Source organism: Curtobacterium sp. MCLR17_032 (assembly GCF_003234795.2).
In the GTDB taxonomy this organism is placed as follows: domain Bacteria; phylum Actinomycetota; class Actinomycetes; order Actinomycetales; family Microbacteriaceae; genus Curtobacterium.
The window spans coordinates 2,362,700-2,381,961 of record NZ_CP126268.1; the positions used below are offsets into that span (position 1 = coordinate 2,362,700).

General features: G+C 72.6%; 17 protein-coding genes. 10 read left to right on the top strand and 7 right to left on the bottom strand.

Annotation, left to right across the window (positions count from 1 at the left end; all coding sequences use genetic code 11):
• Window positions 1–165 precede the first annotated feature (165 nt).
• Genes DEI97_RS11095 through rfbD form a run of 5 tightly spaced genes read left to right on the top strand, consistent with a single transcriptional unit; the run spans window position 166 to window position 6,278 of the window.
• Window positions 166–1,107 carry a glycosyltransferase family 2 protein gene (locus DEI97_RS11095; protein ID WP_111074242.1) on the top strand — a complete coding sequence of 314 codons (942 nt, stop codon included), beginning with the start codon at window positions 166–168 and terminating at the stop codon, window positions 1,105–1,107.
• Window positions 1,100–2,665 carry a glycosyltransferase family 39 protein gene (locus DEI97_RS11100; RefSeq protein ID WP_111074243.1) on the top strand — a complete coding sequence of 522 codons (1,566 nt, stop codon included), beginning with the start codon at window positions 1,100–1,102 and terminating at the stop codon, window positions 2,663–2,665. Before DEI97_RS11095 ends, DEI97_RS11100 begins: the two co-directional genes overlap by 8 nt.
• A complete protein-coding gene (locus DEI97_RS11105; RefSeq protein WP_111074244.1) occupies window positions 2,662–4,380 on the top strand; it encodes a hypothetical protein in 1,719 nt (572 codons plus the stop codon). Before DEI97_RS11100 ends, DEI97_RS11105 begins: the two co-directional genes overlap by 4 nt.
• Before the next feature lie 45 nt (window positions 4,381–4,425).
• Window positions 4,426–5,412 carry a dTDP-glucose 4,6-dehydratase gene (rfbB, locus tag DEI97_RS11110; RefSeq protein ID WP_111074245.1) on the top strand — a complete coding sequence of 329 codons (987 nt, stop codon included), beginning with the start codon at window positions 4,426–4,428 and terminating at the stop codon, window positions 5,410–5,412.
• A gap of 14 nt (window positions 5,413–5,426) precedes the next feature.
• Window positions 5,427–6,278, top strand: coding sequence for a dTDP-4-dehydrorhamnose reductase (rfbD, locus tag DEI97_RS11115; RefSeq protein WP_111074246.1), 852 nt, complete (start codon window positions 5,427–5,429; stop codon window positions 6,276–6,278).
• 115 nt (window positions 6,279–6,393) lie between these two features.
• Here the strand turns inward: rfbD and DEI97_RS11120 are convergent, their stop codons facing one another.
• A complete protein-coding gene (locus DEI97_RS11120; protein ID WP_220039184.1) occupies window positions 6,394–7,509 on the bottom strand; it encodes a glycosyltransferase in 1,116 nt (371 codons plus the stop codon).
• A 68-nt stretch (window positions 7,510–7,577) separates the two neighbouring features.
• Between DEI97_RS11120 and DEI97_RS11125 the strand changes: the two genes are divergently transcribed.
• The 3 genes from DEI97_RS11125 (at window position 7,578) to DEI97_RS11135 (ending at window position 10,642) form a co-directional block, all read left to right on the top strand.
• Window positions 7,578–8,567 (top strand): lysylphosphatidylglycerol synthase transmembrane domain-containing protein, encoded by a 990-nt coding sequence (locus DEI97_RS11125; protein WP_111074248.1) that lies wholly within the window; start codon window positions 7,578–7,580, stop codon window positions 8,565–8,567.
• A 55-nt stretch (window positions 8,568–8,622) separates the two neighbouring features.
• Entirely contained in the window at window positions 8,623–9,765 is a 1,143-nt protein-coding gene (locus tag DEI97_RS11130) for a glycosyltransferase family 4 protein (RefSeq protein WP_111074249.1), read from the top strand.
• Between the two features lie 151 nt (window positions 9,766–9,916).
• Window positions 9,917–10,642 (top strand): hypothetical protein, encoded by a 726-nt coding sequence (locus DEI97_RS11135; RefSeq protein ID WP_111074250.1) that lies wholly within the window; start codon window positions 9,917–9,919, stop codon window positions 10,640–10,642.
• Window positions 10,643–10,738: 96 nt separating this feature from the next.
• On the opposite strand, the gene purE is transcribed toward DEI97_RS11135, so the two are convergent.
• From purE to DEI97_RS11165, 6 genes are all read right to left on the bottom strand, one after another.
• Complete coding sequence (gene purE, locus DEI97_RS11140; protein WP_253463585.1) at window positions 10,739–11,248, bottom strand: 5-(carboxyamino)imidazole ribonucleotide mutase; 510 nt, start codon at window positions 11,246–11,248, stop codon at window positions 10,739–10,741.
• 39 nt (window positions 11,249–11,287) lie between these two features.
• Window positions 11,288–13,099: a glycoside hydrolase family 6 protein gene (locus tag DEI97_RS11145; protein WP_181439178.1), complete on the bottom strand. Its 1,812-nt coding sequence runs from the start codon at window positions 13,097–13,099 to the stop codon at window positions 11,288–11,290.
• Between the two features lie 116 nt (window positions 13,100–13,215).
• Window positions 13,216–14,352, bottom strand: coding sequence for a 5-(carboxyamino)imidazole ribonucleotide synthase (locus tag DEI97_RS11150; protein WP_111074252.1), 1,137 nt, complete (start codon window positions 14,350–14,352; stop codon window positions 13,216–13,218).
• A gap of 2 nt (window positions 14,353–14,354) precedes the next feature.
• Window positions 14,355–15,662 (bottom strand): UDP-glucose dehydrogenase family protein, encoded by a 1,308-nt coding sequence (locus DEI97_RS11155; protein WP_111074411.1) that lies wholly within the window; start codon window positions 15,660–15,662, stop codon window positions 14,355–14,357.
• A gap of 101 nt (window positions 15,663–15,763) precedes the next feature.
• Window positions 15,764–16,297 (bottom strand): PH domain-containing protein, encoded by a 534-nt coding sequence (locus DEI97_RS11160; RefSeq protein WP_181439179.1) that lies wholly within the window; start codon window positions 16,295–16,297, stop codon window positions 15,764–15,766.
• 4 nt (window positions 16,298–16,301) lie between these two features.
• Entirely contained in the window at window positions 16,302–17,105 is an 804-nt protein-coding gene (locus DEI97_RS11165) for a biotin--[acetyl-CoA-carboxylase] ligase (RefSeq protein ID WP_258376658.1), read from the bottom strand.
• A 74-nt stretch (window positions 17,106–17,179) separates the two neighbouring features.
• Between DEI97_RS11165 and DEI97_RS11170 the strand changes: the two genes are divergently transcribed.
• Both DEI97_RS11170 and DEI97_RS11175 read left to right on the top strand, forming a co-directional pair.
• On the top strand, window positions 17,180–18,775 hold the full coding sequence (locus DEI97_RS11170) for an acyl-CoA carboxylase subunit beta (RefSeq protein WP_111074254.1): 1,596 nt from the start codon (window positions 17,180–17,182) through the stop codon (window positions 18,773–18,775).
• A complete protein-coding gene (locus tag DEI97_RS11175) occupies window positions 18,772–19,023 on the top strand; it encodes an acyl-CoA carboxylase subunit epsilon (protein WP_111074255.1) in 252 nt (83 codons plus the stop codon). Before DEI97_RS11170 ends, DEI97_RS11175 begins: the two co-directional genes overlap by 4 nt.
• Window positions 19,024–19,262: the final 239 nt, after the last annotated feature.

Below are 19,262 nucleotides of genomic sequence, written 5' to 3' on the forward strand. Positions count from 1 at the left end.
ATCCTCCCACAGCGTGTTCCGAACCGGGCCATCCGCGCCGGCCCGCGTGCCCGTGCCTCCGGTGAGTGCATGACATCACGTAGGGTGAACGCGGCCTGAAACGCATCCGCGCGCCATCACCTCGAGCATGCGCGCCCTACGACCAGATCGAGACGCCCGAACGCAGTGAAGCTCTTCATCCAGATCCCGTGCCTCAACGAGGAGCAGACGCTCCCCGCAGTCCTCGAGACGATCCCGCGGTCGATCCCCGGCATCGACGAGATCGAGATCCTCGTGATCGACGACGGTTCCACCGACCGCACCGTGGAGGTCGCACAGGCCCACGGCGTGACCCACTTCGTCCGCCACGCGCAGAACATGGGCCTCGCCCGCTCGTTCCGCGACGGCGTCGACTACGCGCTGCTCCACGGTGCGGACATCGTCGTGAACACCGACGGTGACAACCAGTACCCGCAGGCGCAGATCGCGGACCTGGTGCAGCCGATCCTCGAGAAGCGGGCCGAGATCGTCATCGGCGACCGGCAGACACGCACCATCGAGCACTTCTCCGGCTTCAAGAAGCTCATGCAACGGTTCGGCTCCTGGGTCGCCAGCCGCGCCGCCGGTCTCGACCTGCCCGACGCCGCGAGCGGGTTCCGCGCGTACTCCAAGTACTCGCTGATCCGGCTCAACATCGTCACGCGGTTCAGCTACTGCATGGAGACGATCGTGCAGGCCGGCTACAAGCGCATCGCGATCGCCAGTGTGCCGATCACGACGAACGCGAAGACGCGTGAGTCGCGACTGTTCAGCAACATCTGGCAGCACATGTTCGAGTCCGGGTCCGCGATCGCCCGCGTCTACCTGATGTACCGACCGATGGCGCTGTTCGCCTGGGTCAGCGCAGTGCTGGCCGCCTGCGGGCTCATCCCGTTCATCCGGTACCTGGTGCTGCTCGCCACGGACTCGGGCGGGAACCACCTGCAGTCGCTCCTGCTCGGGCTCGTCCTCGTCATCACCGCGGTGCTCGCGATGACTATCGGCGTCGTCGCCGACCTGACGCGACTGAACCGGACCCTGGCAGAGGAACAGCTCGACCTGCAGAAGCTCGCGCGGTACGGTGACTGACCCCGTCCCTCCGGTGCGGCGTCGCGAGTGGGTCGTGATCGCCGCCGTGACGGCGACGTTCGGCCTGCTGCTGGTGCTGTGGGCCGCGCTCGTCCCGACCTTCCAGGCGCCCGATGAGCGCGCGCACTTCGACGCGGCCGTGCACGTCGCGATCGGTGACGGTTGGCCCGACCCCGGCGATCTCCGGATCCTCGAGGCCGTCCAACAGGCGACGAGCACGTCACACGCCGACAGCGCTCCGACGATGGGCGACCTGCTGCGGTCGACCGGCGCAGCGCCGTCGGACGCCGTCGACCAGATGACGCAGCACCCGCCGGCGTACTACGTCGTCGCAGCGGGTGTCCTGCACCTGGTGCACTTCGAGTCCCTCCAGCCCCACGCCGCCCTGCTCGCGGTCCGGCTGCTCGGTGCGCTCTTCGTCCTGCCGCTCCCGGCGCTCGCGTGGGCCACGGTCCGTCGGGTGACCCGGTCCCCGCGCGCAGCACTGGTCGGGGCGTTCGCCGTCCTCGCCGTGCCCGAGCTCGCCTCGATCGGCGCCTCGGCGTCCAACGACGCCCCGGTCGTGCTCTTCGCCGCGACCACGGTGTGGTTGGCCGTCCGGGTGATGACCGGCGACGACCGGGTGCGGACGGCACTCGCGCTCGCCCTGTCCCTCGGCGTGGCGATCCTGTGGAAGGGCACCGCGCTGCCACTGATCCCCTTCGTGGCGGTCGCCGTGCTCGTCGCACCGCTGCGCCGTGCCGGGGTCCTGCCACGTGCCGTCCGGGCCCTCTGGGTCCTCGCCCTGGCCGCCGTCGTCGGTGCGTGGTGGTGGGTCCGGAACCTCCTCGTCTTCCACACGCTGCAGCCCAGCGGCTTCTCGGCGATCCGCCCACCGAAGCCGTTCCCCGCCGGCACCGGTCCGGACCCGGCCGCCTTCGTCGACGTGTCCTGGTCGACCATCGCCCGGACGTTCTGGGGGAGCTTCGGCGGCCGCGCGCAGTGGATCCTCTCCCCCGTGGTCTTCGAGACCGCCACCGTCCTGGGACTCGGAGCCGTGCTCGTCTGGGCCTTCCGTCGCGCGCCAGGGCTCCGCGTCGCGATCACACTCGCGGTGCTGCCGGCCACGGTCTTCGTCCTGCAGACCTCGAACGCATGGGGCAGCTACGAAGCGACGACGTTCATCGGTGCGACCCAGGGCCGCTACTACTTCCCGGCGCTGCTCGCCTTCATCGCGCTCAGCGCGATCGCCTGGCGCCGAGCCGTCCAGACCGACCGCGGGCACCGCCGATTCGCGGTCGTGGTCTCGGCGCTGTCGGCAGGGCTGGCGGTGTACGGGCTGCTGTTCACGTACGGGAGCGTCGCCGAGCACTCCCGGATCCGGGTCACCCCACGCGGACTCGACGTGCTGGCCGCGTCGTCCCCGGTGCCGGTGACGGTGATCGTCGTCGGGTGGGTCGTCGCGGTCGTGGTGCTCGCCGCCACGGTGGTGCTCGCCGCCACAGTCCGGACGGGCGATGGCGGTGGCGGCCAGACGGTCCCGCTCGACACAGGCCGCCGTGGAGGGACGACAGCATGAGCACACCGCGAACACGAACCCACGCGGAGGCCGTCCGTCCCGCGGTCGTCCGCCGACGTGTCGGACCGCCAGTCGGTCGCCGTGAACTCGCCACGGTCATCGGCATCACCGTCGTGTTCGGGCTCGTCCTGATGCTCTGGGCGTACCTCAACCCGGCGCTCCACGGCCCCGACGAACTCGCGAACGTCGACGCCGCGATCCACCTCGCCATGGGACAGGGGTGGCCGCCGGCCGGGGACCTGCACTACCTGCAGGGTCTGCTCGGCCAGAACGTCCCGGTGCACCTCCCGCCGGCGCTCGACCGGCCGGACTTCGCGACGATCGTCGGTGACGGCTCGGAGAACGCGCTCGTCAACCCGATGTCACAGCACCCGCCGACGTGGTTCCTGGTGCAGGCCGTGGTCGCACACCTGCTCGACTTCGCCGGGCGCAGGTGGGACATCGTCGTGCTGGGCATGCGACTGGTCGACGTCGCGGTCATGCTCCCCGTCCCGGCGCTCGTCTGGGCCAGCGTCCGACGCGCCACCCGTTCACCACGCACCGCCCTGGCCGCGACCGCGACCCTCCTGGCCGTGCCGCAGCTCGCACAACTCGGTTCGTCGGTCTCGGTGTGGGTGCCGGTGATCACCGCCGGCGTGCTCGCCACGTGGCTCGCGGTGCGGGTGCTCACCGGGGACCGCTCCTGGTGGACGGCTCTCGCCCTCGGCGGCGCACTGGCCGTGGGGACCGCGATGATGGCCGGCGGCGCGATCGCCGTGCCGTTCGCGCTCCTGGCCGTGGTCCTGGCGCGGAACGGGTCCGGTCCGCTCGGCCGCCTGCTGCGCGCGCTCGTGGTGCTCGCGGTCCCCGCCGTCACCACCGGATGGTGGTACATCGCGTTGGCCGTCCAGACCGGAACCCCCCAGCCGGACCCGTTCCCGGCCGTGTCGTCGACCTGGCCCGCGAACGAGTCCCCTGCCCCCACGCAGTTCGCCGGCGCGTTCTGGAACGGCATGTCCAACTCGTTCTGGGGCCTCCTCGGCCGGTACGAGTGGCCGCTCTCGGCCGTGCTCGTCGACTCCTTGACCGTGATCGCCCTGGCCGCGGTCGTCTGGGGCCTCACCCGCCAGAGCGCGGACCGCCGCACCATGCTCGTCGCGGCTGCCTTCCCCGCCACGGCGCTCGTCGTCGTGCTCGTGCGCGACTGGGCCACGTACGCCAGTCATCTCGGGGTGACCGTCAACCAGGGCCGGTTCCTCTTCCCGTCGCTCGCCGCGTTGCTCGTGGTCCAGGCCTGCGCGTGGCGAGCACTCGTCGACAGCGAGACCGTCCGGATCCGTCTGGCACGCGCGGCGATCGTCGTCCCGCCGCTGGTCGCCGCCGCAGCACTCGCGCTGCTCTACTCCGGGTCCTACGAAGAGCTCGTGTTCCGGATCTCGGTCGCGGGACGCCAGACGCTCATCGGCTCCCTGCCCTACGGTCTCCGTCCGCTCGTCGCCATCGCCGTCGCCGTCGCCGTGGTCGGGCTGGCGACGGCCGTGCTGGCATGGGGTGCCGTCGGACGCAGCGGACCACGCAGCGGAACGCCCGCCGCGATTGTCGGAGCGGATGACGCCACCGGGACACGCGAGACGGTGGACACCCTTCCCGCGCCGCGTCCCCCGGGCTCGTCGCCCGCTGCGCTGCCGGACCCGGACCCCGGCCCCGGCCCCGGCCCCGACCACGGCGACCGCTAGACTCACCGCCGACCGACCGCTCACCGATCAATGAAGGAACAACGCGTGAAGATCCTCGTCACCGGAGGGGCCGGCTTCATCGGCTCGAACTTCGTCCGTCGTACGCTGCAGGACGCCTACCCCGGCCTCGAGGGTGCCGACGTCGTCGTCTACGACGCGCTCACCTACTCGGGCAACCTCGAGAACCTCGCACCGGTCGCGGACTCCCCGCGGTACACCTTCGTGCAGGGCGACATCACCGACGCCGCGAAGCTCGACGAGGTCGTCCCGGGCATCGACGCGATCGTGCACTTCGCCGCCGAGTCCCACGTCGACCGTTCGGTCCGCGACTCCGGCATCTTCGTCGAGACGAACGTGGTCGGCACCCAGCGCCTGCTCGACGCCGCGCTCCGCCACGGCACCGAGCGCTTCGTGCACGTCTCCACCGACGAGGTCTACGGCTCGATCAGCGAGGGCTCGTGGGACGAAGAGCGTCCGCTCGAGCCGAACTCGCCGTACTCGGCGTCGAAGGCCGGCAGCGACCTGCTCGCTCGCAGCTACCACCGCACGCACGGGCTGAACCTCTCGATCACGCGCTGCTCGAACAACTACGGGCCGTACCACTTCCCGGAGAAGGTCATCCCGCTCTTCGTCACGAACCTCATCGACGACCGGCACGTGCCGCTCTACGGCGAGGGCAACAACATCCGCGACTGGCTGCACGTCGACGACCACACCCGCGGCATCGCGATGGTCCTCACCAAGGGCCGCGCGGGCGAGATCTACAACATCGGCGGTGGCACCGAGCTCACCAACAAGGAGCTCACCCAGCTGCTCCTCGACGCCACCGGCAAGGACTGGTCGTACGTCGACCGCGTCCAGGACCGCCTCGGCCACGACCTCCGCTACTCGGTCGACATCTCGAAGATCCAGGCCGAGCTCGGCTACGAACCGCAGGTGCCGTTCGAGCAGGGCCTCGCCGACGTCGTCCAGTGGTACCGCGACAACCGCACCTGGTGGGAGCCCCTCAAGGAGCGCGCGGCGCTCAGCTGAGCCCGGCGACGACGATGACACGCACCCTCATCACCGGCGCCGCCGGCATGCTCGGTCGCGACCTGCAGCTCGCGCTGCAGGGTCGTGACGTGACCGCCCTCGGCCGCGCCGACCTCGACATCACCGACCCGGACGCGGTCGACGCCGCGGTCGCCGGCCACGACGTCGTGATCAACTCCGCGGCGTACACGAAGGTCGACGACGCGGAGACCCACGAGGACGAGGCCGGCGCGGTGAACGCCACCGGCCCGAAGCTCCTGGCCGAGGCGGCGGTCCGCCACGGCGCCAAGCTCGTGACGATCTCGACGGACTACGTGTTCGACGGCAACGGCACCGCGCCCTACGCCGAGGACGCCCCGACCGACCCGCTGAACGCCTACGGGCGGACCAAGGCGGCCGGCGAGGCGTTCGTGCGGCAGATCGCGCCGGACTCGTCGTACATCGTCCGCACCGCGTGGATCTACGGCGAGCACGGGCCGAACTTCGCCGCGACGATGCTGCGGCTCGCCGCCACGCACGACACGGTGTCGGTCGTCACGGACCAGGTCGGACAGCCCACCTGGACCGGGGACCTGGCTGCTCGCATCGTCGAACTGGTCGACACGGACGCCCCGGCCGGCACCTACCACGGCACGAACTCGGGCCAGGGCTCCTGGTACGACTTCACCCGCGCGATCTTCTCGGAGAACGGGCTGGACCCGGAGCGCGTGCTGCCGACCGACAGTGCGTCCTTCGTCCGTCCGGCACCGCGTCCGGCGTACAGCGTGCTCGGGCACGACGCGTGGTCCCGTGCGGGCCTCGCGCCGATGCGCGACTGGCGCGAGGCGCTGCACGCGGCGGTCGAGGCCGGCGCGCTCCGGCGCTGAGCCGCCAGCCACACACGAGACGGGAGGCGCGGTGCCAGCTGGCACCGCGCCTCCCGTCCGTCGTCGGTCCGGGACGTCGCGACAGCGGACGTGTCGCGTCAGCGGACGTGTCGCGTCAGCGGACGACCGCGCGCAGCCGTTCGTCGAGCGGTCCGACGGCGGCCGCCGGACGGAACCGTTCAGCGGCCGCAGCAGCAGCGGAGCGACGTCCGGCGAGCAGCGACCGGTCCGCGGCGAGTGATCGGAGCGTGTCGGCGAGCGCGGCAGCGTCCCCCGGCGGGACACCGATGACGGCATCGCCGAACGCGCGACGCTGCGGGGCGGTGTCGCTCGTCACCACCGCGAGACCGGCGGCGGCGCACTGGTAGACCTTGTTCGGCACGACCTTCTGCGCCTTCGGCGTCGTCCCGAGGATGCCGATGCCGACGTCGTGGCCGGCGACGAGTGCCGGGAGGTCCTCGGACGTGACCCACGGGATCCACTCGGTCCTGGCGCCGCCCCGAGCCGCGGCCTGCGCGACGTCGAGGTCCTGACCGGAGCCGATCATGGTGACGTGCACCGGCTCCTCCGGTCGGAGCAGGCCGATCGCGGCACCGATCGTCGCCGCGCCCTGCAGCGGGGTGAAGAGCCCGTAGAACACCACGCGCAGCGGCCCGCCGGTCGTGTCGACGGGCGACACGGGCTGGGCGGCGTCGTACCACTGCGCCGTGGCACCCACGGGGACGACGACCGCCTTCGCCCGCAGCCGCTCGGGCACCAGGTCCCGGTGCTCGTCGGTGTCCAGGACGACCACGTCGGCGATCCGCAGGGCTGCCGCGTCGATCGCGCGGAGCAGCCGCTGCTTGAGCCCGGTGCCGCCGACACCGCGGTCCTGTGCGGTCGTCGCGGCGAACACCAGGTGGTCGAGCACGATCGTGGTCCGCGGGAACAGCAGCCGTGCGAGCCAGACGTCGAAGTGCCCCATGTAGCCGACGAGTACCGCATCGGGTCGTCCGGCGGCCCGCGCGCGCAGGGCCTTCCCGGTCAGTCGTGACCAACTGCGCACGAGTCGCACGGCCATCTGCACGGCTCCGGACCGAGCGCCGAGCATCGCCACGCGCTCCCGCGTCGACAGGCCGAGCGGGACGTTCGCCTCGGCCACCCGGTGTCCTCGTGCGCGGAGGCCGTCGGCGAGCACGCGCACCCGTGGGTGGTCCGCTGCCTGGTATGTTCCGAAGGCCAAGATCCGCACGTGGGCCGTCCTCTCCGATGCTCGCGTGCGCCGCATCCGAGCCGGCGCCCGATCAACCCTAGGTGAGAATGACCGAACCCCAGCAGCCCGCCGGACGCTCCCGGACGAAGACGATCGTCCGGGTCGTCGGCCTGGTCGTCGCCCTCGTGCTGTGCGTGGCCTTCCTCGTCCCGCGCGCCGGGGACATCGTGGACGCGTTCGGTCGGCAGGACCCCCTGACCCTCGTCGCCGCCTTCGTCACCGGCGGTGCAGCGACCTACGTCACGTTCCTGTCCTGGCGGGCGCTGATGTCCGGGGCCGGTCACCGCATCCCCCTCGGCGCCGCCCAGCGCGTGTTCTTCCTGTCGCAGATCGGCAAGTACATCCCCGGGTCCGTCTGGCCGATCGTGGCGCAGGCCGACCTCGGCCGCGAGCACCGGGTGCCGGCGGCGCGCAGCGTCGCGGTGGGGATGCTCACGCTCCTCATCAGCTGTGGCGCGGGTGTCTCGATCGCGGCGGTCACGATCCCGTTCGTCCAACCCGACGCGTTCTCGCGGTACTGGTTCGTGGTGCTGCTCGTGCCCGTGGTCCTCGCCGCGCTGCACCCCGCCGTGCTCCGCTTCGGCCTGCGGCTCGCCTCGAGGGTCACTCGGCGCGACCTCGGCACGCTCGAGATCAGTACCGGCGCGGTCGTCCGGGCGTTCGGCTGGGCGCTGTTGGCATGGGTCGTGTTCGGCCTGCACATCGTGCTGGTGCTCATGCCGCTCGGACACGTCGACCTCCGCGTGACGACCTTGACCGTCGGTGCCTACGCCCTCGCCTGGCTCGTCGGCTTCCTGGTCTTCTTCCTGCCGGCCGGACTCGGCGGCCGTGAAGCGGTCCTCACCGCCCTGCTCACCGCGGGGGTACCGCTCGGCGCTTCCGCCGCGGTCAGCGTCGCCGTGACCTCGCGGGTGCTGCTGACGGTCGTCGACCTCGTGTTCGCCGGTGCCGCGGTCCTCGGAGAACGCCGACGTCGGCGTTCTCCGGCTGAGGACGCCACCAGCGACCTCCCCGGTTCTGCCGAACGCCACTGGTAGCCTCGTCAGTCGTCCCCCGCACCACCCGGACCGCACCACCGAGGAGCCCTGCCAGATGACCACTCTCCGCGTGATCGTCGACCAGGTGCTCGCACCGGTACCCGGCGGCATCGGCCGTTACGCGGAGGAACTCACCCGGCAGCTGATCGCGACCGCCCCGGACGGCTGTGACGTCGAAGCGGTCGTCTCGGCGTCCTCGGCCGCCGAACTCGAACGGCTCCGGATCCTGCTGCCCGGGCTCGCCGGCCTCGACCGACTGGCACTCCCCCGGCGGGAGCTGTCCCTCGCGTGGCAGGGCGGTCTGGCCCGCGGTGCCTCGCACGGCATGGTGCACGCCCCGAGCGTCCTCGCCCCGCTGGTCAAGCACGACCGGGTGCAGGAGCCGGGCCGGCAGACGGTCGTCACGGTGCACGACACCGTGCCGTGGACGAACCCGGAGACCCTGACCCCGCGCGGCGTGCACTTCCACAAGGCGATGGTGAAGCGTGCGTACAAGTACGCCGACGCCGTCGTCGTGCCGACCCACGCCGTCGCCGCGCAGCTCAACGAGATCCACCGGTTCGACGACCGGTTGCGGGTCATCGGCGGCGCCCCGAGCGGACGCCTGCGCGTGCCGGTCGACGCCGACCTCCGCGCCGAGCGGCTCGGACTGCCCGAACGCTACGTCCTGGCCGTCGGCACGCTCGAACCGCGCAAGGGCCTGACCGCCCTCATCGAGGCCATGGCCCACCCCGAGGCGCCGGACGACGTCCCGCTCGTCATCTCCGGGCCGGACGGCTGGGGCGACGTCGACGTGCACGGCACCGCCGAGCGCGCCGGACTCGACCCGTCCCGGGTGAAGGTGCTCGGCCGCGTCGACGACGCCGACCTCGCCGTGGCCTACGACCGTGCCACCGTCTTCGTGTTCCCGAGCCTCGCCGAGGGCTTCGGGCTCCCGGTGATCGAGGCGATGAGCTTCGGCGTGCCCGTCATCCACTCCGACGACGACGCCGTCACCGAGGTCGCCTCCGACGCCGGCATCAGCGTCGCCCGCAACCCGCGTGCGTCCTACCCGGAGCGGCTGGCCCAGGCGATGTACCAGGTCGTCAACGACCCGCACCTCGCCGGGCAGCTCGCGATCGCCGGGCCGGACCGTGCGCGGATGTTCGACTGGCGCGACTCCGCCCTCGAGACCTGGCAGCTGCACGCGGACCTCTGACCCGCGGGATCCGCGGGTCCGGACGGGTTCCGGTGGGGCGGCGTCCGCCGGAACCAGCGGATCCCCTCGGGTGCGTCACGGCTCGGCATCGATCGTCGGCTCCGCCGTGTCCCTGGCCGGGAGGCTCGTCCCTGCCTGCCAGGATCGGCTCATGACCCGTCGTCACCCGTCCACGGCCCTCACCGCCGCCATCACCGTCGGCGTCGGTGCGGCCCTGTTCCTCACCGCCTGCTCGGGCGGCGACACCCCGGCACCGACCCGGAGCGCGACGGCCACCGCGACGACGACCCCGAAGCCGACCCGGACCCCCTCGCCGACCCCGACGGCGACCACCCCGGCCGTCCCGTCCACCCCCGCGAGCGCCACGGCAGCACCGGCTCCCGGTGACGGCGGCGACTCTGACGGCGGCGACGCCGACGGGTCCGGACAGGGCACCGGGAACGGCGGCGGCGTCACGAACCCCGTCAGCGTCGACTTCGGCACCGTCACCCAGCAGGGCATCGCGGCGGCCGGCGGCGGCAAGGTCGTCTCCCTCGCGGGCTCGGGTGACCTCTGGACCGTGGTCGTCGCCGGACCGGACGGGTCGCTCACGCAGTCCGTCGTGTCCGCCACGCTCGGCCGGGTCACGTCCGGGCCGTTCCCGAAGGACTCCGACGCCGCGACGAAGACGGCGAACGCAGCACGCGCTGCCGGCCTGCGGGTCGACGCGAACGCGGCCGCGGCGAAGGCGACCGCGGCGGTCCCGGGCAGCTCACTCCGCGGCCTGCAGCTCGGTGGCAGCGGTTCCGCACCGGTGTGGACCGCGACGGTCGCCACGGGTGGAGCCACCCGTACCGTGACCGTGGACGGCGTGACGGGCGCGGCCCGGGCCTCCTGACCGACAGGTCGTCCTGCTGACCGGTGGCCGCCCCGCCCACCGGCTGGGGCGCTGTTGCCTGCCGTCGCTCGTGGCGGCGCGTCGGGCCGGACGACCTCAGCGTGCGTCGCGGAGCGCCTGCGCCTTCCGCTCGACGGCTTGCTCGAGCTCGGCCGCGTACTCGGCCAGGCGGGTCGCGACCGTGGGCTCCGAGCTGCCGATGATGCGGGCCGCGAGCAGTCCGGCGTTCGCTGCCCCGTTGATCGCCATCGTCGCGACCGGGATGCCCGCGGGCATCTGGACGATCGACAGCAGTGAGTCGAGGCCGTCGAGGCGGGCGAGCTGCACCGGCACCCCGATGACGGGCAGGGTCGTCACCGAAGCGACCATGCCGGGCAGGTGGGCGGCCCCACCGGCGCCGGCGATGACGACGCGGATGCCGCGGCCGGCAGCCTCACGGCCGAAGCGCATCATCTTGTCCGGGGTGCGGTGCGCCGACACGACGTCCGCCTCGTAGGGGATGCCGAGTTCGTCGAGGACGTCGGCGGCGGCGCGCATGGTGGGCCAGTCCGAGTCGGAACCCATGATGACGGAGACGAGGGGGGCGGGAGCGGAGCTGTCGGTCACCCTGTCGAGCCTAGCGGCGGGCGGCAGCAGTGCGTCTGGTCAGCGGACCGTGACCGTGCGGCAGCCGAGCGAGGAGTCCCCGCCCCGCCCGAGCCCGGTCGCCGTGACGCACACCGTGTGCCGGCCCGGAGCCACCGCGAGGGTCCGTGCGTACCCGTGTGCCGCCCCGCCGCCGTAGGCGCGGCCGATGTCGGGCCGGGAACCCGATGCCGCGATGCCCGTGGCACCCCGACCGTCGACCCGCACGGTGACGGTGACGGGGGTCGCGACGGCGTCCCGGTCGAAGGCCCACCCGGAGACGGCCACGCGACGCTTCGCCGGCGACGTCACAGCGTCCACCCGCCCGACCGGGGCACTGGCGGCGATCGTCAGGGTCCGGCACACCGACGTCGGTGCGACGGTGCCCGCCGTGCCGCCGGGCGCGACGTCGGACACGACCGCACACACCCGGTGGGTGCCCGCCGGACCGGGGACGACGGCCTGGAACCCGTGCGCCGCGCCGGCACCCGTGGTCCGTGCGACGTCCGGCCGGTCGAGGCCCGCGGTCGGCGAGGCGACGACTCGACCGTCGACGGTCACGTCCACCCGGAGGGCACGCGCGGGCACGTCGGTGTCGACCGCCCAGCCGCGGACCGCGATGCCCGCCGGCGCTGCGGTGGCCGACTCGAGCGTCACGCGGGGGGCGGCCGACTGCTGGCGCTTCGGCGCCGCGGTCTGCGCGGGCGCCGGGGTCTGCGGCGCCGGGGTGCCGAGCGCGGCGTTCGCGACGAGGCTCTGCGCGTACGCGGAGTACCAGTTCCCGGCCCGCGGTCCCCCGTTGCAGGTGCCGTCGCTCGCGCCGGGCGTCTTCACCCAGAGCAGGGCGTCGAGCGCGGTGCCGTCGGTGGCGACCCGGGGCGTGGTGCCGAGACCGGCGCCCGGGGCGTTGCACCAGGTGCCGCGCCAGCCGGTGCCGTTCCGGGAGGTGTCGATCACGTAGTGCGAGCCTCCGGTCAGCGCGGAGACCCGCTCGGCGTACGCCTGCTCGGCGGCGACCGGGTAGTAGTTCGCGACGTTGGTGGAGAACCCGCGGGCGGACTGCACGCCGGCCTTCGTCAGACGCTCGGCCATCGTGGCGGCCGGGACCCAGTTGGAGTTCCCGGCGTCGAGGTACGCGGGGACGCCGGCAGCGGTGAAGGCGGCGACCTCGCGCGAGAGGATCCGGTAGCGCTGCTGGTCGAGCGAGCCGGTGCAGGCGCTGTTGCTGAGCATCGCGAGCGAGTCCGGTTCGACGACGACCACCGCACGCTTGCCGGCGACGAGTGACACGACCTGTTCCACCCAGCGGTCGTAGGCGCTCTCGTCGAACCCGCCCGCCGAGTAGCCGCCGCAGTCGCGCTGCGGGATCGCGTACGTGACGAACACCGCGGTCGTGCCGGTGGCGGCCGCACCGTCCGTGGCGGCGGTCACGGTCTTGGTCAGGGTCGCGCCCTGCGTCCACTCACCGAGCCACGTCGCGACCGGGTAGCGGGCGATCGTGCTGGCGGCAGCGGCTCCGGCCGGGTCACTCGTCGCCAGGGCCGCGGCGGCCTTCGCGGCCTCGCTCGTCGGCGGGTTGTACTGACCGCGGCCGTAGACCTGTGCCGCCGTCCGTGCGCGGAGCTCGGTCGGCGTCGCGGCGGAGGCCGGGGTCGCGTCGATCCCGGACACGACGAGTCCGGCCGTCACGACGGTGGCGACGAGCCCGACGGCGAGCGCCCTCGTCGCGCGGAGTGCGGCGGCGCGCAGTGCAGTTGCACGCAGTGCCGTCGTGCGCCGTGCCGTCGTCGAGGGCCGTGCCGTCGTCGAGCGCAGTGCCCTGGTCGTGCGCATGTGTGGTCCCCCGGGAGTCAGCGTGGTCAGCCTCCCCATGGCACCACGCGCACCCGCAGCGCACCACCCGCCAGTCCGGGTGCCACCCGACGAGGTGGCACCCGGACCTGGTGACGTCAGTCGTCGAAGTGCGCTGCCGCAGCCCGGGCGCGGTACACCACGTCGTCCACGTCGTCGCCGGTCACGGTGACGTGGCCGATCTTCCGACCGGGGCGCGGCGCCTTGCCGTAGAAGTGGTACTTCGCTTCCGGGAACGCCGCGAGCGCTGCCGGGTAGCGCCCGGCCAGGTCGCCGTCGGCCGGTCCGCCGAGCACGTTCACCATCACCGCGACCGGGGCCGTCGCACCCGTCGCGCCGAGCGGCAGGTCGAGCACGGCACGCAGGTGCTGCTCGAACTGGCTCGTGGTCGAGCCGTCGATGGACCAGTGCCCGGTGTTGTGCGGTCGCATCGCCAGTTCGTTGATGAGGATGCGCTCGTCGTCGGTCTGGAAGAGCTCCACCGCCAGCACCCCGGTGACGCCGAGCTCCTCGGCGACGCGGACGGCGATCGCCTCGGCCAGGTCGGCGATCCGACCGGCGCTCGAGGGTGCGGGGGCGATGACCTCGGCACACACCCCGTCACGCTGGGTGGTCTCGACGAGCGGCCAGGCGACGATCTCCCCGGAGGGCCGGCGCGCAACGGACTGCGCGAGTTCGCGGGTGAAGGCGACGAGCTCCTCGACCAGGAGGGCCTGGTCGCCGCCGACCTCGGCCACCGCGGTGAACCAGTCCTCGACGTCGGCCGGGTCGGTGACGACGCGGACGCCCTTGCCGTCGTAGCCGCCCCGTGGGGTCTTCACGACCGCGCGTCCGCCGTGTTCGGCGAGGAACGCACGGAGTTCGTCCGCGTCGTGCACGGCAGCCCAGTCCGGCACCGGCAGTCCGAGGTCGCTGAGCCGACGGCGCATCGTGATCTTGTCCTGCGCGACCGCGAGCGGCTCCGGACCCGGGCGGACCGCGACGCCGGCGTCGACCAGCGCGGCCAGGACGTCCTGCGGCACGTGCTCGTGGTCGAAGGTCACGACGTCGACGTCCCGTGCGAACGCCAGGACGGTCTCGGCGTCGTGGTAGTCACCCTCGGCCGTCGCGGCGATCGCCGCCGACATGCCCGGCCCCTCGGCGAGGACCCGGATGTCGAGGCCGAGTTCCACCGCCGCGGGCACCATCATCCGTGCGAGCTGGCCGCCGCCGATGACCCCGACACGCAGCGCCATGGTCAGCGCCCCATGCCGTGGTACGCGAAGCCCGCGGCACGCCAGGCGTCGCGGTCCAGGCAGTTGCGACCGTCGATGACGACCGGGTTCGCGACGGCAGCGGCGACGGTGGTGGCGTCGAGTTCGCGGAACTCGTTCCACTCGGTGAGGACGAGCACGATGTCCGCGCCGGTGACGGCCTCGGTCGCGGACTCGACGTAGTCCAGCTCGGGGTGCAGTCGGCGTGCGGTGCCGATCGCCTCGGGGTCGTACGCGGCGACCTCGGCTCCGAGCTCACGCAGGCGTGCGGCGATGTCGAGCGACGGGGAGTCACGGACGTCGTCGGAGTTCGGCTTGAACGCGAGCCCGAGGACCGCGACGCGCTTGCCGGTGACGTCCCCGCCGAGGGCCTGGGTGGCGAGCTCGACGACGTGGGCCCGACGACGGAGGTTGATCGCGTCGATGTCCGCGAGGAACGCGAGCGACTCCCCCACGCCGAGCTCGTCGGCACGGGCCTGGAACGCGCGGATGTCCTTCGGCAGGCAGCCACCGCCGAACCCGAGGCCGGCGTTGAGGAACTTCCGCCCGATGCGGGCGTCGTGACCGATGGCGTCGGCGAGCGCGGTGACGTCGGCACCGACGACCTCCGCGATCTCGGCCATCGCGTTGATGAAGGAGATCTTGGTCGCCAGGAAGGCGTTCGCGCTGACCTTGACGAGTTCGGCGGTGGCCAGGTCGACGACGAGCCGGGGGGTGTCGTCGGCGAGCGCAACGGCGTAGACCTCGTCGAGGGCCGCGACGGCCGCTTCGCCCTCGGGTCCGGTGGGCACGCCGTAGACCAGGCGGTCCGGCGCGATGGTGTCCTGCACGGCGAAGCCCTCGCGGAGGAACTCGGGGTTCCAGACCAGCGTGGCACCGGGGACGGCCGCGCTGACGTCGGCGGCCAGGCGGGCCGCGGTGCCCACCGGCACGGTCGACTTGCCGACGACGAAGTCACCGGCGGACAGGTGCTCGGTGAGCGAGGCGACGGCCGCGTCGACGTACTTCAGGTCGGCCGCACCGGTCGGGCCCTGGGGCGTGCCCACCGCGACGAAGTGGACGCGGGCGCCGGCGACCTCGGCCATGTCGGTCGTGAACCGGATCCGGCCGGAGGCCAGGGCCTCGGTCAGGATCTCGGGCAGACCGGGCTCGAAGAACGGCGCTTCGCCCGCCGCGAGTCGTTCGATCTTCCCCGGGTCGACGTCCACCGCGACGACGTCGTGTCCGAGCTTGGCCATGGAGGCGGCGTGGACGGCACCGAGGTAACCGCAGCCGATGACAGAGATACGCACGGGACGACGGTACCGGGTCGTCGCCGGGTCCACGAGACGGTGAACCGCAAGAACCGCGGCGGTTCTCCGCAGTGTGGCCGGAGCGGCGGCCGCCCGAGCCGTCAGCGGTCGTGTCGTGCGGTGCCCCGGACGATGTCGTCCCAGTCGGGTTCGCGGTGTCGACGTCGGGCCTCGTGCGCCTCGACCAGGTCGTGCAGCACGGCGACGACGAGGTCCGCGTGCGGCACGTCGGCGAGCACGAGCGCCGGGTCGTCGCCGGGGAACACGAGCACGTCACCGGACCGGAACAGCCCCTGGGCACCCTGCCGTCGCACGGTGACGTCGTACCCGCGGGAGTGCAGGAGCTCGCGCCGGGTCCGGGTGCCGAGTCCGTGCGAGACGACGAGTCGCCGGGTGGTCACGACGTACCGCTCGGACATCCACCGCAGCAGCGGTACCAGCCCGCCGACGAGCACGAGCACGACGACGAGGACCGCGACGACGACGTTGAGCCAGGCGAGTTCCGCGCGGAACACCCCGAAGCCGAACCCGCCCGCGGCCGCGACGAGGACGACGAAGACCGCGGGCCGGACGAGACGTCGGGCGTGGGGCCGGAGCCGGGCGACGACGAGCTCGGGGGCAGGCTCGTCGGTCATGGGCTCATGCATAGCGCAGGTGGGTGACGTCCCCCACCGCGACGCCCCTGGAGGCACCGGTCCGGTCCCGGATCGTGATGCGACCGTCGTCGTCGACGCCGGTCGCGTCGGCCTCGACGGTGGACCCGTCCGGCAGTTCGAGGCGCACCCGCTGGCCGACGGTCCCGCACACGGCACGCACGTGGGAGCGGACCGCGTCGGCAGCCGCACCACCGGCGACCAGCCCGGCCACGGCCTCCTGGAGGCCCGTCCAGAAGCCCGCCAGGACGGCGTCGGCGAGTGCCGTGGCCGGTCCGGTCGCCCCGGCGACGAGCAGGGAGGTCGCGGTCGGGGTCGGCAGGTCCGTGGCGGGGATGGTGAGGTTCACACCGACCCCGACGACGACCGACCCGTCGGCGGCGACCTGGCAGAGCACGCCGCTGACCTTCCGGCCGTCGACGAGCACGTCGTTCGGCCACTTCACGAGCACGCGGTCGTGGGCGGTGTCGAGCGCGCCGGCGACGGCGTCGCGGACCGCAGCGCCGGCGACGAGCGGCAGCCAACCCCGGTCGCGCGGGTCGAGGTCCGCCCGCACCAGCACGCTGGCCGCCAGGGTCTGGCCGGCCGGGGCCACCCAGGAGCGGTCGAGGCGTCCGCGACCGGCGGTCTGCTCGAGCGTCACGACGACGCTGCCGGAGGCGCGGTCCGAGGCGTCGCGGAGCAGGTCAGCGTTCGTCGACCCGGTCGTCGGGAGCACCGTCATCGTCGCTCCGGCGCCCTCGACGGCGGCGCGGGCGGAGGCGAAGTCGGGCGTGACCGGTGTGGACATGCACGCAAACCTACGGCCCGGAACCGTGGGGGTCCTCCAACGGGGCCGTCCTGCACCGCCGGTAGGGTGATCGGGTGACCACAGGAGACACCCCCGATCTCTCGACGACCGCCGGCCGGCTCGACGACCTCCGCGTGCGCTACCACGAAGCCGTGACCGCCGCAGGCGAGACCGCGATCGCGAAGCAGCACGCCAAGGGCAAGACGACGGCACGCGAGCGGATCGAGCAGCTGCTCGACCCGAACTCCTTCGTCGAGCTCGACGAGTTCGTCCGGCACCGCACCCACGCCTTCGGCATGGACGCCAAGCGGCCCTACGGTGACGCGGTCGTCACCGGCTTCGGCACGATCCACGGCCGCCAGGTCGCCGTCTACGCGCAGGACTTCACCGTCTTCGGCGGCTCCCTCGGCGAGGTCGCCGGCGAGAAGATCATCAAGGTGATGGAGCACGCGCTGAAGACGGGTGTCCCGATCATCGGCATCCTCGACTCCGGTGGCGCCCGCATCCAGGAGGGCGTGGTCGCCCTCGGCAAGTACGGCGAGATCTTCCGGCTCAACACCGCGGCCTCCGGGGTCATCCCGCAGATCTCGATCGTGATGGGCCCGGCCGCCGGCGGCGCGGTGTACTCCCCCGCCCTCACCGACTTCGTGATCATGGTCGACAAGACCAGCCACATGTTCGTCACCGGGCCGGACGTCATCAAGACCGTCACCGGCGAGGACGTCGGCTTCGAGGAGCTCGGCGGTGCCCACACGCACAACGCCGTCTCCGGTGTCGCGCACTGGTTGGCCGAGGACGAGTCCGACGCGCTCGACTACGCCCGGTCGCTGATCGGGTTCCTGCCGGACAACAACCTGTCCGACGCCCCGGCCTACGACGTCGCCCCCGAGCTCGAGACGACCGACGCCGACCGTGAGCTCGACGTCGTGATCCCGGACTCCACGAACCAGCCCTACGACGTCACGCAGGTCATCGAACACGTCGTCGACGACGGCGAGTTCCTCGAGGTGCAGCCGCTCTTCGCGCCGAACATCATGATCGGCTTCGGTCGGGTCGAGGGCCGGACGGTCGGCATCATCGCGAACCAGCCGCAGGCGATGGCCGGAACGCTGAACATCGACGCCGGCGAGAAGGCCGCACGCTTCGTCCGGTTCTGCGACGCGTTCGGCATCCCGATCCTGACCCTGGTCGACGTCCCGGGCTACCTGCCCGGCACCGACCAGGAGTGGACCGGCGTCATCCGCCGTGGCGCGAAGCTCCTCTACGCCTACGCCGAGGCCACCGTGCCCCTCGTCACCGTCATCACCCGCAAGGCCTACGGCGGCGCGTACATCGTGATGGGCTCGAAGCAGCTCGGTGCCGACATCAACCTGGCCTGGCCGACGGCGGAGATCGCGGTCATGGGAGGCCAGGGCGCGGTCAACATCCTGTACCGCAGCGAGATCAAGCGTGCCGAAGAGGCCGGTGAGGACGTCGCCGCGGTCCGCACGAAGCTCGCGAACGAGTACACCTACAACGTCGCGTCGCCGTACCTGGCGGCCGAGCGCGGGGAGCTCGACGGGATCATCCAGCCGCACGCCACCCGCGTGTCGGTCATCAAGGCCCTCCGGGCGCTCCGCGGCAAGCGCGCCAGCCTGCCGCCGAAGAAGCACGGGAACATCCCGCTGTGAGCCCCCGTCACGCTGCCGCCGTCCCGGCCGACGCCCCCGCGTCGGTCGCGGACGTCCGGGTCGTCGGCGGCCACCCGTCGCCGGAGGAACTGGCAGCCGTCGTCGCGGTGCTCCAGCGCCAGGCCGACGAGGCCGCAGCGGCCGGACGGGCCCAGGCGGAGACGTCACCCCGGGACGGTTGGACCCGGTCGGCACGGGGCATGCGCGAGCCGCTCCAGCAGGGCGCCTGGAGCCGGTCACTCCGCTGACCTGAGCTGCTCCCGGCGCGTCGTTCCGGTACCGCCTCGGTACCCGCTCGGGCATGTCAGGCCGCTGTACCCCGTTCGATACCGACCGGTGTCGACGTCATCATCGGGCGGACGCACCGTTCGGTCTCCCCTCGCTCGGGGGTCGTGCAGCCGGAGAACTGTCGCAGATCCGTGGAATTGTCCCCCGAAATGACGACTGACACCCCCCGGTGCTGTTGGCATCATTGTCTGTGTTCGGT

Bases quoted from the DNA above. Each gene is read 5' to 3' on its own strand.
- DEI97_RS11125 (WP_111074248.1), top strand. From the start codon at position 7,578: ATGACCGAACCCCAGCAGCCCGCCGGACGCTCCCGGACGAAGACGATC.
- rfbD (WP_111074246.1), top strand. From the start codon at position 5,427: ATGACACGCACCCTCATCACCGGCGCCGCCGGCATGCTCGGTCGCGAC.
- DEI97_RS11130 (WP_111074249.1), top strand. From the start codon at position 8,623: ATGACCACTCTCCGCGTGATCGTCGACCAGGTGCTCGCACCGGTACCC.
- DEI97_RS11135 (WP_111074250.1), top strand. From the start codon at position 9,917: ATGACCCGTCGTCACCCGTCCACGGCCCTCACCGCCGCCATCACCGTC.
- DEI97_RS11105 (WP_111074244.1), top strand. From the start codon at position 2,662: ATGAGCACACCGCGAACACGAACCCACGCGGAGGCCGTCCGTCCCGCG.
- DEI97_RS11150 (WP_111074252.1), bottom strand. From the start codon at position 14,352: ATGGCGCTGCGTGTCGGGGTCATCGGCGGCGGCCAGCTCGCACGGATG.
- DEI97_RS11145 (WP_181439178.1), bottom strand. From the start codon at position 13,099: ATGCGCACGACCAGGGCACTGCGCTCGACGACGGCACGGCCCTCGACG.
- DEI97_RS11160 (WP_181439179.1), bottom strand. From the start codon at position 16,297: ATGACCGACGAGCCTGCCCCCGAGCTCGTCGTCGCCCGGCTCCGGCCC.
- DEI97_RS11165 (WP_258376658.1), bottom strand. From the start codon at position 17,105: ATGTCCACACCGGTCACGCCCGACTTCGCCTCCGCCCGCGCCGCCGTC.